Genomic DNA, 15,302 nt, shown 5'->3' with positions numbered 1-15,302 from the left:
TCGGAAGTTGGAGGATACACGCATGAAAATTGTAATCATTAATGGAAGTGCCAGAAAAGGAAACACGCTGACAGCAATCAATGCATTTATAAAAGGAGCATCAGAAAAGAATGAAATTGAAATCATTGAACCTGACAAACTCAACATTGCACCATGCAAGGGATGTGGTGTCTGTCAATGCTCTAAGGGATGCGTCGATAAGGATGATACAAATCCTACAATTGATAAAATTGCTGCCGCAGATATGATTCTTTTTGCTACACCAGTTTATTGGTGGGGAATGTCAGCACAATTGAAACTTATCATTGATAAGTGCTACTGCCGTGGATTGCAGTTAAAAAATAAAAAAGTTGGCACGATTGTTGTAGGCGGTTCTCCCGTAGACAGTATCCAGTATGAGCTGATTGATAAGCAGTTTGACTGTATGGCAAAATATCTTTCATGGGATATGCTTTTCAAAAAATCATATTATGCAACAGCCAGAGATGAACTTGAAAAAAACAAGGATTCCATGAACGAACTTGAGGGGATCGGAAAAAATTTATAAAGCACGTTCCAAATTCCTGTTTGCATATTTCATCAAACGGTACATATTAAAATTAACACAAAGGGAGATGTTAGAATGAAAGCTCATGAATATTGGTCTGTCGGAGCATTGATAACGATGCTAGGAACTTTTTATAGCGGATATAAAGGTTCAAAATCAAGCCATAAATATTTTGCGGCAAGTTCTTTGCTTTGTATGATTATGGCTATTTACACAGGTCATAAGATGATATCTAAAAACAAGAAAACAAAGAAAGAACCAATATCATTAGGAAATGAAGAATAATACAATCAACCTTGTGCCCAGTGGGCACGAAGTTGGCATAGTCACTATGGTGTCAGGAGAAATCCTGGCATCTTTTTTTTATTGATTTGATAGACGGAAATCTTCTTATAAGCCCGCGCAAGTGTTTATAAAACCTCGCGAAAATGGCTTAAAATCAAGGTTTTCTGCATATCGTCATTTATCTTGCCATATCTCCGTATAAGATGATTTTGTAAGACCGGGCACCATTTTGGCACCACAAATTATAGGAGGACGACATGAAAAACGTACTTTTAGACAAGGGTATTATACTCCCGTCCGGCGAAATCAGCAAGGATAAGGTAAACCTTGTAACCGGAGCAATCACGCAGCCATTCGCAGAAATGGTATGGGTAACGACAGGCGGCGACATGGAAACCGTAAACCGCTTGACCGACGTACTTGTTACCATGAACACCCCCGCCGACCGGGGGAAGCTGTTCAAAATCATAAAAATGCTCTATGGGCTTATGGGCTTGCCCTTTTCCGAGGAAGCCGAGCCTATGGACGCAGACCCCGCCGTTTTGGAATACTTCATTTTTTCCTTTACGGCAGACTTTGGCGAAGTCATACAAGACCTCATAGCCGAAGAAGCAGAATAACGCACCGCACAGGCGGCGTTTCTCACTTCCCACAAGGAAGAACAGGAACGCCGCTTTTTTCATGCCCTTTGTTACGCAGTAGGCATGAAAAAGCCCTTGATTTACGCGGCTTTGCGGACGCGGTTTTCAGCGGATAAGGGATTGATACCTAAACCCTCAAAATCGCGTTTCTATTGCGTAACAGGTATGCAGCAAAGGAGTGATGAAGCTATGGCAGTTTTCAGAGTGGAGCGCAACAAGGGCTATACGGTTATGAGCAACCACCACTTACGCAATAAGGAGCTATCCCTAAAGGCAAAAGGGCTGTTATCGCAAATGCTGTCCTTGCCAGAGGATTGGGACTACACCCTTGCGGGGCTGTCCTTTATCAACCGGGAGAAAATCGACGCTATCCGGGAAGCCGTTAAGGAACTGGAACGCGCCGGGTATATCGTGCGTTCAAGGGAACGCGACGAGAAAGGACGCTTGCGCGGCGCAGATTATGTGATTTTTGAGCAGCCGCAGACCCCGCCTGTATCGGATTTACCTACATTGGAAAATCCAACATTGGATAATCCGACGTTGGAAAAACCTACGCAGAAAAAACCTACGTTGGAAAATCCAACGCAATTAAATAAAGATATACAAAAGACTAACTTACCCAAAAAAGAAAAATCAAATATAGATTTATCAAGTACCGATTCCATTTCTATCCATTCCCTAAATCCCTTGCCTTACGACGGGGAAGCGGCAGAGCCGCCGGAACGGAAACGAAAGGAAGCGACAGACGCATACAGCGTTTATGAGGAAATCATCAAGGACAATATCGAGTACGACCATTTTGTACGCTACGGGCAGGTAGACAAAGACCGTCTGGACGAAATTGTTTCGATTATCCTTGAAACGGTATGCAGCAAGAGAAAGACAATCCGTATCGCCGGGGACGATTACCCGGCAGAGCTTGTCAAGGCAAAGTTTATGAAGCTCAACAGCAGTCACATTGAATTTGTCTTTGACTGCATGAAAGAGAATACCACCAAAATCCGCAACATCAAACAGTACCTTAAAGCGGTGCTGTTCAATGCGCCGAATACCATTGACAGCTACTATACCGCCCTTGTCGCTCACGACATGGCGACAGGCAAAATCTAAAGGAGGATTACCACATGGCACAGAAAACAGGAGCTTTGATTTTTGACGAACAGACCGACCGCTACGACATTCGCTTTGACATTGCCGACTATTACGGCGGCTTGCATTGCGGAGAGTGTTTCGACGTATTCACAGGCGGCAAATGGAAGCCGACCCGCATTGAAATGAGCGCGGCGCAGGAATGGTACCTTGTGGGTATCCGCGCCGAGGATTTGAACGGCTTGCGCGTCCGTATCTAAAGCTTATGGGCGGCTACCGCAGCGGCGTACCACCCTAACACTATCAGACTACCGCGAAAGGAGGACGGTAAATGCAAGATGAAATCAACGAAAAGACCATAGCCCTTTACATCAAGACCGGGAAGCTGACCGCGCAGACACTTCAAAAGGCTATGAAAACGCTGCTTGCACAGATGAAGAAGCAGAAAGACAAAACGCCGCAGGGCAAGCAGACCTTAAAGCAGCTTATGAAGCAGAACGCGGGAGTTTCCAACATTGAGATTACCGAGGGCAATATCAAAGCCTTTGAGAGTACGGCGAAAAAGTACGGTATCGACTTTGCGCTGAAAAAGGACACGACGGAAAACCCGCCCCGCTACCTTGTGTTTTTCAAAGGCCGCGACGCTGACGTGCTGACCGCAGCCTTTAAGGAGTTTTCCGCAAAGAAGCTGACACAGGAGAAAAAGCCCTCTATCCGCAAGCTGCTTTCCTCTCTGAAAGAAAAGGCGGCGGGCTTGAACGCGCAGCGGGACAAGGTAAAGAACAAGGACAGGGAGGTATCGCTATGAAGCAGGAAGTCAAAAAGCTGCTTATCCTCAACCTGCCCTATCTGCTCTTTGTCTATCTGTTTGACAAGATAGGCGCAGCAATACGCCTTACCCCCGGCGCAGACGCAAGCGAAAAGCTCTTGCAGCTTGGGACGGGCTTTGCCGCCGCCTTTTCCAGTATCGCGCCGAGCCTGCACCCCGCCGATCTGCTTATCGGCATTGCGGGGGCGGTCATTATCCGGCTTGCCGTTTACATGAAAGGCAAGAACGCGAAGAAGTACCGAAAAGGCATGGAATACGGTTCTGCACGTTGGGGCGGCGCGGAGGATATAAAGCCGTATATCGACCCTGTATTTGAAAATAATGTGCTGCTGACGCAGACCGAAAGGCTGATGATGAGCAGCCGCCCGAAGCAGCCGAAGTATGCAAGAAACAAAAACATTCTTGTTATCGGCGGTTCCGGCAGCGGCAAGACCCGCTTTTTCGTAAAGCCCAACCTTATGCAAATGCACAGTTCTTATGTTGTTACCGACCCGAAGGGGTACATTTTAAGAATACAGAGAAAATATGTCATTAAAAAATGAAGTGTTTTCTGTGTGTTCTTATTTTTTAGCATTATGAAAGGAGCTGAGAAAATGGCTAAAGACAACAGAATAACAGCACTTTATGAGCGTCTGTCTCGTGATGATGAGATTCAAGGAGAATCGAACTCTATAACAAATCAGAAGCAGTATCTTGAAGATTATGCAGTACAAAATGGTTTCGAGAATATCCGACATTTCAGTGATGATGGATATTCAGGAACAAATTTCAACAGACCGGCTTTCAATGCACTATTGGCAGATATTGAAGCCGGAAGAGTTGGAACGGTGATTGTCAAGGATATGTCGCGATTTGGTAGAAACTATCTGCAAGTAGGTTTTTATACTGAAATGATGTTTCCAAAGAAAGGTGTCCGTTTTATCGCAGTCAACAACGGAGTTGACAGTGCCAATCCGACAGATAATGACTTTACACCATTCCTGAATATTATGAATGAGTGGTATGCGAAAGATACCAGTAAGAAAATCAAGGCAGTATTCAAGGCAAGAATGAGAGACGGAAAGCGTGTCAGCGGTGCTGTGCCATATGGATATTACAGAAAGCCTGCGGATAAGCAGACCTTGTATGTTGATGAAGTATCTGCTTCGGTTGTCAGACGCATTTTTCAGCTTGCTTGCGAGGGAATGGGAGCAACTGCAATAGCAGATACCTTGTCAGAGGATAAAGTGCTTATTCCGTCAGCTTATGCGAGACAGAACCACCCTGAGGATTGCCAGTGTACGAGATACCATGATGCTTATACATGGAATGCAACAACAGTCGGCTATATTCTGAGCAGACGTGAGTATTTGGGGCATACCATTCTTGGCAAGACAGCAAAAGACAGTTTTAAGACGAAACGAAAAAGAGTTGTGAATGAGGACGAGCTGCTTATTTTCTATAATACCCATGAAGCTATCATAGATCAGGAAACTTATGATAAGGCACAGAAAATGAGAAAACGAGTTTCTCCGAGACGGAACAGTGAAAAGCCTACACATAGGCTGTCAGGAATGCTTTATTGTGCGGATTGTGGAAGCAGACTGGCATTTATCAATTCTCAGTCGAAAGATGGAAAGACCTATGACAGTAATCAGGCATTCCGATGTAGCCGGTATCACAATAAATATCATTCATGTACTGGTCATTATATTAAGGCAAGTACAGTAGAAATGCTGATTTATCAGGCAACTAAGCGTGTTTCACAGTATGTCCTGAATGATGAAAAGGAATTTGTGGAACAGTTGAAGGCACAGTATGAAATACAGTGTGAAAAGGACAATACCAATGATAAAAGGGAGTTATTGGAAGCTAAGCGTCGCATGATGGATTTAGATGATCTGATAAAGGGATTATATGAAAATTTCACTTTGGGACGATTGCCTGAGAGACAGTTTAACCGTCTTATGACAGAATATGACACCGAGCAAAGTAACCTAGAGCAGAGAATTTCAGAACTTGAAACTGCTACAGAACGTATATCCACTAAGGCAGTGCAGATTGACAAATTTGTGCGACTGGTCAAGAAATACCGAGATTTTGAGGAACTGACAACACCTATGCTTAATGATTTTATTGAAAAGGTTGTAATTCATGAAGCTGTGGGTGGCAGAACAAAAGACCGCACTCAGCAAGTGGATATTTACTTCAATTTCATTGGAAATTTCGTTCTCCCACTCAGTGAGGACGAAGTGGAAGCCTTGCAGTTAGAGGAAGCACGCAGAGCGGAAGAGATTGCAGAAAGAAAGAGAAATTCTTCTAAGAAATCTACGCAGAAAAGAAATCAGAAGCGAGCAGAAATCAAGGCAAAGGCAGAAGCCGGAGATCCTATTGCAAAGGCAGAATATGAAGCAATTCTTGAAAAGGGTAGGCAGAATAATCGTAAGCAAGCAGAGAAAATGCGCAAATTGAGAATGGCTGACCCTGAATATCGGGCGATGATGGAAGAGAAAGAACGCTTGGCTTTGGAAAGGGAAAGGAAGCGTCAGGAGCGTGCTACAAGGAAGAAAAAAGCTACCTTGGCAGAATTAAAGGAGCAAGCAGAAAAAGGCAATCAGGAAGCAATCAGAGAGCTTGAAGAGCGTAGGGCTATTGCTAGGGAACGCTCGAGAAAATCAGCTGAAAAGCGTAAGCAGAGAGCAGAAAATGACCCTGAATATGCGAAATATTTGGAAGAGAGAAATGCAGAATACAACAGACGGCATACCGCAAGGAGAAAGGAGCAGTTAGAAGCTTTGAAGGCTAGGGCAGAAGCCGGAGATCAGGAAGCGCAGATCCAGCTTGCAGAGCGTAAACAGTATCAGGTCAGAGCCACAGTAAAGAGTTATCGGAAAATGCGTGACGATGCATTAAACGGAGATCCTATTGCAAAAGAAAAATATGAAAAGACCTTGGCTAAGAGACGTGAAGCGTATCATGCTAAGAAAAATGAACAGAGTGCCTAGAATGAATGGTATTTTATTACGGTACAGTAGTTGCAGAATTGAAGAGAAAAAGCGGGAGCTTATGCAATACAGTATCCTAATATATTTTATTTCTAGGAAAGGTTCAGGAAATTCTTTTGAAAATGGTAGATATTCCGTGCTAGTAGATGTATAATTTAAAACAACAAATCGGAATTTGAAGGAGGCATGTATTATGAATATAGGATTTTGGTCATGTATAATTTTAGTAATACCATTTATGATTATAGGGGTGTTATTTGCGGTTTTTAAGGAAAAAGCAGCAAAATTTGTTTCAGGATTTAATTCATTTTCTAAAGAAGAACAGGCATTGTATGATAAAGCTCATATCTCTCGTGATATAAGAAATCAGTGCTTCGTGTGGACTATTATAATGTTGGCAGGAGCGTTATTATCCTGCTTTTTAACCCCATATATGGCTATACCGGCCTATATTATTTGGTTAATTCTGTTTTTTAGAGAAGTACACTTTGATAATCATAAAGCGTTTGAAAAATATTTATTAAAGTAAATTCCAGTTTGTCGAATCGTTCAAGACGTTATGATTATATCAAAAATAGAATTAAGAAGGGATATATTTCTTTGGAGCAGAGTACAGAGGTGCAACCTCTGGCGGATTGTAAAGGCAGAGCCTTACGCAAGGTGCAGGAGAAAGACTCCGCTCGGGTTAAGGGCGAAGCGTCTTAGCCGGTCAAGGGTGCAACCATTGCCCAGTTAGTGGCGTTTCGCCACTAAGTACTGGGTATTACTTGTAGCAGAGCTTCACAAGTTTTGGCAACTTCGTTGCAATTCCCTTCGGGAAAATAATTAAATATTGTTGCTATTAACAGACTGAGTAGAGAAATTTACTTGGTCTTTTTTTGTCAGAATATGAAAGGAAAGATGGTTATGAAAGCTACTAGACACAATGGAAGATCAGGTAAGCATGGGACTTATGATGCTAAGCATAATGACCGCAGATTTGATGTGGAGAATAGTGAGCATATTGACGCAGAGAGGACAAAATTAAATGTCTATTGGGACTGCTATCAGGGTTACAGTCTGCCGAATGATGAGAACGAAAGGGCAAGGTTCACTTTTTCGGAAGTGGAGAAAGCCTACTATGTTGAGAATTATTCAGATCATGTAGACGGGCAGAACGAAAGAAATAGAAAGGCAAGACATTATGACAGAGTGAAATCTATTGACGGTATTCTTGAAAATAATAAAACGTGTCCGGAAGAAACTTTGCTACAGCTTGGCAACATTGACGGAACAGTTTCCGCTGATGTGCTTGCTCAGATTAGTGCGGAATACTTTGAGGAATTTAATAGACGATATGGTTCTCATGTTCATATTTTGGACTGGGCTTTACATCTTGATGAAGCTACTCCGCATATCCATGAAAGGCACGTTTTTGACGCATTGAACCAGTATGGAGAATTGTGTCCCCAACAAGATAAGGCTTTGGAAGAATTGGGTTTTGAACTTCCGAAGCCGAATGAGAAAAAGGGAAAGTACAACAATCGGAAGATGGTCTTTGATGATGAGTGCAGAAAGCTGTTCATTAGTATTTGCCAAAAGCATGGACTAAATATTGATGTTGAACCGGTCTATGGTGGTGTGAGCTATTTGGAAAAGCAAGATTTTATCCTCATGAACCAACAGAAACGCATTGAGGAAAAGCAAACCCTGTTAGACGGGCTTATGATGAAGATAGAGGACGTAAACGCAGTTGTTGAGGAAGCAGTTGACCTTGCCTATGAAAAGGCTTGTGAGGTGGTCACAGAGCGTGTGAAAGAGGAAACTGTGAAGCATGATGTTGATGTAGTAAAAGATTACGGAGAATTGTTACAGAAACAGCCGAAGGACAAACTCAGCGACAGTTCTAAGTCGGTAGCTTCCAAAGTTGTAAATGCGATTGTTTCCCGACTGGAGAAAGCGTCTCAGGTTCTTCTTGGCAATATTATTTCTGCCCTGAATGAGCCGAAGAATAAGACTAAGGCAAAGGAGCAGATCAAGGAGCACGCAAGAGTATCTATTCAGGAAAAACTGAAAGCCATGCAGAAGCAGGTCAGGGAAGAAGAGCAGAAACGAGACGTGCCTGTCAGAAAAAGGAATATGGAACTTTAAGGAGCATTTGTTATCCATGACTGGAGAGACAGATGCTTTTTTATTGTCCGGAAAGGATTGTATGGGAGTATTTGATGAAGTAAAGGAACGAGTGACTGCAAGGGCAGTTATGGAGCGGGTCGGTATTGTTTTCAATCGGAGTAATATGTGCAAGTGTCCGTTTCATCAGGATAAGACAGCGAGCATGAAAGTAAAGCCGACAGATAAGAAATATTTTTGCTTTGGTTGTGGGGAAAAGGGAGATGCAATTGATTTTGTTGCGAAGTATTATAATCTTTCTCCCAAAGATGCAGCTATGCAGATTGCTGATGAATTTGGTATAGCTTATGACAGCTCGGTGCGGTCTCCACCAAAGCCGGTCAGGAGAGAAAAATCTCCAATGCAGATACTGTCAGAAACTAAGACTAAGACCTATCGGGTATTATCTGATTATCTACACTTGCTGAAAGACTGGAAGCGGGATTTTGAACCGAAAAGCATGGATGAAATTGATGAGAGGTATGAGGAAGCTGTGAATAATCTCCCCAAAGTGGAGTATCAGCTTGATATCATGTTATGGGGAACAGAGGAAGAGAAAGAAATGCTACTCAGAGATTTGGGAAAGGAGGTGGCAGAAATTGAGCGAAAAGTTAATGAGCATCGCAGAAATCAGGGAACGATTGATCACAACAGACAAAGGAGCTGTGAAGCAGTGCATTAGGAATGTTGTTACAGTATTGCAGAATGATCCGAAGTTCAAGGGTGTTATTCGCTACAACATGATGACAGATCGGAACGACATTGTAAAAGATCTGGGGTGGTATCGGGAAAGCCCTGTGCTGACTGATTCTGACATAGACCATATCATGCTGTATCTTGAAGAGAATTACAGTCTGACCACGGAGAAAAAGATAAAATCGGCAATCAATGTGGTCGCTATGGAAAACAAGTATCACCCGATTCAGGGAAAACTCAATTCCTTAGTGTGGGACAAAAAAGAGCGTATCAAAGATGTTCTGTATCACTTTCTTGGAGCGGATAGGAATGTCTATACCTACGAAGCAATGAAAGTTCTTCTGTTGGGTGCAATTTCAAGAGTGTTTCGCCCAGGGACGAAGTTTGAGTATATGCTGATACTGGTAGGTGGTCAGGGAGCCGGTAAGTCCACATTTTTCAGGTTCCTTGCCATGAATGATTCATGGTTTACTGATGATCTGAAAAAACTTGATGATGAAAATGTGTTCCGAAAAATGCAGGGACATCTAATTATAGAACTGTCGGAAATGATAGCGACTGCCAGTGCTAGGAGCATTGAGGATATTAAGTCTTTTATCAGTAGGCAAAGTGACATTTATAAAGTGCCTTATGAGACACAGCCAAAGGACAGACCGAGACAGTGTGTGTTTGGTGGCACTTCCAACGCTATGGATACACTTCCACTTGATCGTACCGGTAACAGACGATTCATGCCGGTCATGGTTTACCCTGAGAGAGCAGAGTGTCATATTCTTGATAATGAAGCAAGTTCAAGGGAATATATCGAGCAAGTGTGGGCGGAAGCTATGGAGATATTCAGATCAGGAAATTTCAGGCTGATGCTTAGTAAGGATTCTTCTGAATACCTGAAAGATTATCAGAAGCAGTTCATGCCGGAAGATGCTGATGCCGGAATGATTCTTGCTTTTCTTGATGATTTCAAGGGGGACAGGGTTTGTTCCAAACTGTTGTGGAAAGAAGCACTTCACAGAGACTACGAACCTAAGAGGATTGAGCTAAAGCAGATTTGTGATATTATGAACAATTCTGTGACCGACTGGGTTATGAGCGAAGGGGCAATGCACTTCGGAGATTATGGCAAGCAACGAGGTTGGGTGCGTGCCGGTTCGTCTCAGGAGATCCCCGACAAAGCGGATAGCGATGGTTTTATGGAAATACCGAAACAGTTGGAATTGGAGATACCATTTAAGTAACAAAATTGATGAAGTTACCTTGTTGTTACTTATGCTGTTACCTAGTGGAAGCATTGGTTTTACTGGGTTTTCTATGAAAGGTAACAAAAGTAACAAGAAAATAGAAAAATAAATTAAATATGGGTAGCAAGCATAGGTAGCGGTGATTTGAGAAGTCTTTTCGGTCATGTTACCTTTTTTGTTACCCTTTCCCTTGTAGGGGGAAATTGAGGAAAGGAGCGGAGCGAATGCAAGGAGAGAAAATGGTGGAAAACAAAGCAAATTATATAGATGGCGGTAATTTCAAGACGAAGATTGGAAATACTACTTACCTTGTCGGGGTGTTCTTCAACAATGCGAAAAAGGTAACAGTAGAGGACAGAATGAAGAATTTAATACGTCAGGAAGTGGTTGCCGGCAATTTCTAAGCCAGTTCATCATTAAAACAATCATTTTTTAGTGAATTATCATTCTCTGTATTGACAAAACGCTTCCTAAAGGCACCGTCTTAATCGAGTGCGGGAAGCTCTTACAGCGGGGCGGGTACAAAATCAAAGTGCTGAATACGATTAACTTCAAAAAATCCATGAAATACAATCCCTTTGCCTATCTGCGGAGCGAAAAGGATATTTTGAAGTTAGTCAATACCATTATCGCCAACACCAAAGGCGACGGGGAGAAATCCGGCGAGGATTTTTGGGTAAAAGCTGAAAAGCTCTACTATACCGCGCTTATCGGCTATATCTGGTACGAAGCCCCCGACGAGGAAAAGAACTTTACGACGCTGCTTGAAATGATAAATGCGTCGGAAGCCCGCGAGGACGACGAGGACTTTAAGAACCCGGTAGACCTCATGTTTGAACGTCTGGAAGAAAAAGACCCGGAACATTTTGCGGTCAAGCAGTACAAGAAGTACAAACTTGCGGCAGGCAAAACGGCAAAGTCAATCCTTATTTCCTGCGGCGCAAGGTTAGCCCCCTTTGACATACGGGAACTGCGCGAACTCATGGAAACCGACGAAATGGAGCTTGACACTTTGGGAGATAGAAAAACGGCATTGTTCGTTATCATCTCCGACACCGACGACACTTTCAATTTTGTTGTTTCCATTCTCTACACGCAGCTTTTCAACTTGTTATGCGACAAAGCCGACGATGTTTACGGCGGGCGGCTGCCTGTTCATGTGCGCTGCCTGTTAGATGAATTTGCGAATATCGGTCAAATCCCGAAGTTTGAAAAGCTCATAGCGACCATACGAAGCCGCGAAATATCGGCTTCTATTATTTTGCAATCACAGTCGCAGCTAAAGGCAATCTACAAGGACAACGCCGATACCATAGTCGGCAACTGCGTGCGCCCAGAAGCCGCCAGCGCATTATAAATTGGCGGCGTGGTAACTACAGGATACCGCCTTTAGCAAGCGGTAGGTAAAAGTATCAAGCTACCTGCAAATAAATGGAGAAAAGGAGGCTCACAACAAGCAGAAGCAACCTATTATTCTACGACTTATCCGAGAGGGGAAACCCGAAGGGGAGTGTAGCATGTCGTTGCTGTCATAAGAATTTATGACAGCCTGCGTAAGAGGACAATAATCCTGTGCGTCCAAATGCGTAAGAATAAAAATCTGTGTACGAGGTACAAAGCTAAACTGCCTGAACGATAGCCAGAGCGAGGGAACCCGTACCCTGCATACGAAAAGGATTGAAACGTATGTTTTCCATGTTGCTTGCATTTCGCAGTTATGGAAGTAAGTGATACTCATGGAAAGGCAACCGCAAGACAACGGGTAAATGGCGAAAGTCGGTGCCGACAACACAGAAAGCTAATCTTGTTTTTACTAACTGGGGATGACCTAAACCCGGTAACGGGCATGGTCACACAGCTCCCATAGTAGTCCGAGACGTTAATAGCGTTCACACGGCGAAGGGGAGCAGCTTATTATTGATACCAAAACGAAAGGAGTGTGCGTGAGGCATGAGAAATCCAACTGAGGTATTAAAAAGTTTGACGGAAAAGTCAAAGGATGAATCATACAGGTTCCAGAGACTATACCGGAATCTGTACAACCCGGAGTTCTATTGGCTGGCGTATAAAAATATTTACGCAAATAAAGGCAGCATGACTGCCGGAGCCGACGGGACTACGATTGACGGGATGAGTAATGAAAGAATCAATGGGATAATTGCGTCACTAAGAGACAGGAGTTACCGTCCCAAGCCTGCAAAGCGGGTATATATTGCCAAGAAAAACAGCAATAAAAAACGTCCGCTGGGCATTCAGTCCGGCAATGACAAACTCGTGCAGGAAGTCGTTAAGATGATTTTGGAAAGTATTTATGAACCCGTATTCAGTAATAAATCTCACGGGTTCAGACCAAACAGGAGTTGTCAGACAGCCCTAATGCAGATACAGAAAACCTTTACGGGGACAAACTGGTTTGTAGAAGGAGATATACACGCCTGTTTCGACAGCTTCGACCATCATGTAATTGTCGAGATTCTGAAAAAGAGAATCGACGACGAAATGTTTATCCAGCTAATATGGAAGTTTCTGAAAGCTGGATATATGGAGCAATGGGAATACGAAAGGACGTACAGCGGCGTGCCGCAGGGGTCCGGCGTAAGCCCAGTCCTCTGCAACATCTATCTGAATGAACTGGATAAATTCATGGAAAAGTATGCCATAGATTTTAATACGAAAGCGCCCAGAAAGCGGCTCTCACCGGCATACAAAACAAGTGTAAACAGAGCATACGAGTATAGAAAAGAGGGCAAGCGGCTCTGGGAGCAGTTATCGCCGGAAGAAAGGAAAATACGGAGCAGACGGTTAAAGGAACTGGAAAGGGCAGAAAAAAGTATGACCCCGACGGTTCCGCTGGATGCGAATTACAAGCGGATTCAGTACACCCGGTATGCGGATGATTTTCTTATCGGCGTAATAGGCAGCAAAGAAGATGCCGAGCAAGTCAAGCGGGATGTAAAAGCATTTCTGCAAGATGCGCTAAAGCTGGAAATGTCAGATGCCAAGACTAAAGTTACCCATACGGGAGACAGAGCAAGGTTTTTAGGATATGACATTACGGTATCAAGAAGCCAGAATATGAAGAAACTGGCAAACGGAAAGATTCAGAGATGCCAGACAGGAGTTGTGAAGCTTCTGGTTCCCAGAGAGAAATGGGTCGGAAAACTGCTTGAATATCAGGCAATAAAAATCAAAATCAACGAGAACGGCAAAGAGAGGTTCGTTGCCCTGCACAGGGGCAAGCTGGTAAACAAAAGCGATATAGAGATACTGGCAACGTACAATGCTGAGGTCAGAGGTCTGTACAACTACTATTCTATTGCCAATGACGCTTTCAAAATCGGCAGATTCGGCAATGTGATGAAATACAGCATGTATAAAACATTTGCATGTAAATACAAGACCAACGTCCATGAAATCAAGCGGAGGTACTGTGTCGGAGATTTATTTACAGTTGCATATGACACAAAAGCAGGAAGAAAAACCACCACGTTTTACAGGGACGGGTACAAACGGAAAGAAACGGCGACAAAGTTTGATAACGTCAGCGAACTGCCGGATTATTCAAAGTACACGAAAACCAATACCTTAAAACAGCGTGTGGGAAGGCATACCTGTGAATTGTGCGGAAAAGACTGTAGAAATCTCGAAATCCACCAGGTAAAGAAACTCAAGGACTTGAAAGGCAATGCCGATTGGGTACTCCTGATGCGGAAACGCAGAAGGAAAACTCTGGTAGTATGCCCGGATTGTCATAAAACGATTCATTCTTAACAATACCGCAAATATGATAAGCGGAAAGCCGTATACACCGAGAGGTGTACGTGCGGTTTGGGAGGGAGTGGACGTTTATCCTTCTTCGGGAGGATAAGCCGAAGCTTACCTCATGACACGACCCTTTTCTTGGGCGGCAAGGAAAAAACGACGCTCAAAGAAATATCGGAAATCTTAGGCAAAGAAACGATTGACAGCTTCAACACTTCCGAAACCAGAGGGCGGGAGCTTTCGCATGGGCTGAACTATCAGAAGTTAGGCAAAGATATGCCATACTTGTTCGTGAAGAGTTCAGTTGCCTTGAATTTATCATGAACAGGGACACGATCAACTGGATTCTGAAAAAACTGAATACAGGAGGTCGAATATGGAGCATTTACCAAAGAAAATCCATCAAAACGGCATCAGCTACACGCTGGTGGGAGACTACTACATCCCCGATCTGGAGCTGCCGGAGGAAAGCCGCCCCATTGGGCGGTGGGGCCGGATGCACAAGGCGTTTCTGCAAGAACACCGGCCCGGCCAGTACAATGCACTGCTTCTGTCGGAAAAACTCTGGACATATCTTGCTGACCTGAACGAACAGGCCGCTGACCGGCTGGCGTGTATTGTCTCGCAGATGCAGGAGGCAGAGGGTGTCACCGAGGAACTGAAAGCCCGTGACCAGCTTGCGTGGGTCGGGGGCATGAACAGCATCCGCAGCCGGGCAGAGGAAATCATCCTGTCTGAGATGATTTTTGTCTGAGGGAGGTGGGCGCATGATTCTGGAAGAAATGTATAACGGCAGATTTTATCCCTGTGAAACGGTGGTCGCTGATTCATCGAGGTTCAAGCAGGCAGTCAAAGCCAGTGCCGCCCTGATGGACACTTTATCTGAGCGTCTGAGCAAAGAGGACTATGCACTGGTTGAAGAACTGCGGGAGCAGGTGGCAATCGCTCAATGTGAGGAAAACGAAAGCCACTTCAAATACGGCTTTTCGGCGGGGCTGCTTGTCCAGCAGGAAGCCCATGCGCAGATGTCGCAGAAAAACAAAGAATAGCATCTTCAATAGTGGCTGTTCCCAAACTGGGAAC

The 15,302-nt window shown here is 43.9% G+C and carries 15 protein-coding genes and 3 pseudogenes; all 18 read left to right on the top strand.

The genetic code is table 11. The features are described 5' to 3' along the window. The first annotated feature begins 22 nt into the window (after window positions 1-22). The 18 genes and pseudogenes from ACTNES_RS01040 (at window position 23) to ACTNES_RS00955 (ending at window position 15,268) form a co-directional block, all read left to right on the top strand. A complete protein-coding gene (locus ACTNES_RS01040) occupies window positions 23-547 on the top strand; it encodes a flavodoxin family protein (protein WP_008119059.1) in 525 nt (174 codons plus the stop codon). Window positions 548-622: 75 nt separating this feature from the next. Beyond that, the gene (locus ACTNES_RS01035; protein WP_009300563.1) at window positions 623-832 is read left to right on the top strand and encodes a DUF6219 family protein; all 210 of its coding nucleotides are present in this window, start codon (window positions 623-625) and stop codon (window positions 830-832) included. Between the two features lie 257 nt (window positions 833-1,089). Next, on the top strand, window positions 1,090-1,452 hold the full coding sequence (locus ACTNES_RS01030) for a hypothetical protein (RefSeq protein ID WP_002584990.1): 363 nt from the start codon (window positions 1,090-1,092) through the stop codon (window positions 1,450-1,452). A gap of 210 nt (window positions 1,453-1,662) precedes the next feature. Further along, window positions 1,663-2,583, top strand: a complete 921-nt coding sequence (locus ACTNES_RS01025; protein WP_441038302.1) for a DUF6017 domain-containing protein — start codon at window positions 1,663-1,665, stop codon at window positions 2,581-2,583. A gap of 14 nt (window positions 2,584-2,597) precedes the next feature. After that, a complete protein-coding gene (locus ACTNES_RS01020; protein WP_002584988.1) occupies window positions 2,598-2,822 on the top strand; it encodes a DUF5348 domain-containing protein in 225 nt (74 codons plus the stop codon). Window positions 2,823-2,893: 71 nt separating this feature from the next. Continuing rightward, entirely contained in the window at window positions 2,894-3,370 is a 477-nt protein-coding gene (locus ACTNES_RS01015; RefSeq protein ID WP_058351589.1) for a PcfB family protein, read from the top strand. Continuing rightward, window positions 3,367-3,900, top strand: a pseudogene (locus ACTNES_RS01010) (type IV secretory system conjugative DNA transfer family protein); the annotation flags it as partial. The gene ACTNES_RS01015 and the pseudogene ACTNES_RS01010, both read left to right, overlap by 4 nt. Window positions 3,901-3,984: 84 nt before the next feature. Then, window positions 3,985-6,375 carry a recombinase family protein gene (locus ACTNES_RS01005; RefSeq protein WP_441038300.1) on the top strand — a complete coding sequence of 797 codons (2,391 nt, stop codon included), beginning with the start codon at window positions 3,985-3,987 and terminating at the stop codon, window positions 6,373-6,375. 193 nt (window positions 6,376-6,568) lie between these two features. After that, window positions 6,569-6,904, top strand: coding sequence for a DUF3784 domain-containing protein (locus ACTNES_RS01000; RefSeq protein WP_441038298.1), 336 nt, complete (start codon window positions 6,569-6,571; stop codon window positions 6,902-6,904). A gap of 377 nt (window positions 6,905-7,281) precedes the next feature. After that, complete coding sequence (locus ACTNES_RS00995) at window positions 7,282-8,505, top strand: serine/arginine repetitive matrix protein 2 (RefSeq protein ID WP_441038296.1); 1,224 nt, start codon at window positions 7,282-7,284, stop codon at window positions 8,503-8,505. 16 nt (window positions 8,506-8,521) lie between these two features. Next, the gene (locus ACTNES_RS00990) at window positions 8,522-9,205 is read left to right on the top strand and encodes a CHC2 zinc finger domain-containing protein (protein WP_441038294.1); all 684 of its coding nucleotides are present in this window, start codon (window positions 8,522-8,524) and stop codon (window positions 9,203-9,205) included. Continuing rightward, window positions 9,138-10,454 (top strand): VapE domain-containing protein, encoded by a 1,317-nt coding sequence (locus tag ACTNES_RS00985; protein ID WP_441038353.1) that lies wholly within the window; start codon window positions 9,138-9,140, stop codon window positions 10,452-10,454. The genes ACTNES_RS00990 and ACTNES_RS00985 overlap by 68 nt, the downstream gene beginning before the upstream one ends. Before the next feature lie 227 nt (window positions 10,455-10,681). Continuing rightward, the gene (locus ACTNES_RS00980; RefSeq protein WP_441038292.1) at window positions 10,682-10,861 is read left to right on the top strand and encodes a transposon-encoded TnpW family protein; all 180 of its coding nucleotides are present in this window, start codon (window positions 10,682-10,684) and stop codon (window positions 10,859-10,861) included. A gap of 59 nt (window positions 10,862-10,920) precedes the next feature. Next, window positions 10,921-11,784 (top strand): annotated as a pseudogene (locus ACTNES_RS00975) (VirD4-like conjugal transfer protein, CD1115 family); the annotation flags it as partial. A gap of 623 nt (window positions 11,785-12,407) precedes the next feature. Further along, complete coding sequence (locus ACTNES_RS00970; RefSeq protein WP_441038291.1) at window positions 12,408-14,228, top strand: reverse transcriptase domain-containing protein; 1,821 nt, start codon at window positions 12,408-12,410, stop codon at window positions 14,226-14,228. Window positions 14,229-14,342: 114 nt separating this feature from the next. Continuing rightward, window positions 14,343-14,498: pseudogene (locus tag ACTNES_RS00965) on the top strand (TraM recognition domain-containing protein); the annotation flags it as partial. A 97-nt stretch (window positions 14,499-14,595) separates the two neighbouring features. Further along, window positions 14,596-14,973 carry a TnpV protein gene (locus ACTNES_RS00960; protein WP_129873175.1) on the top strand — a complete coding sequence of 126 codons (378 nt, stop codon included), beginning with the start codon at window positions 14,596-14,598 and terminating at the stop codon, window positions 14,971-14,973. A gap of 13 nt (window positions 14,974-14,986) precedes the next feature. Beyond that, window positions 14,987-15,268, top strand: a complete 282-nt coding sequence (locus ACTNES_RS00955) for a DUF6809 family protein (protein WP_129873173.1) — start codon at window positions 14,987-14,989, stop codon at window positions 15,266-15,268. Window positions 15,269-15,302: the final 34 nt, after the last annotated feature.

The organism is Blautia sp. HCP3S3_D9 (genome assembly GCF_052063845.1).
Lineage (GTDB): Bacteria > Bacillota > Clostridia > Lachnospirales > Lachnospiraceae > Blautia_A.
The sequence above is the reverse complement of the archived record's forward strand: the minus strand, read 5'-3'. Positions and strand labels throughout refer to the sequence as shown.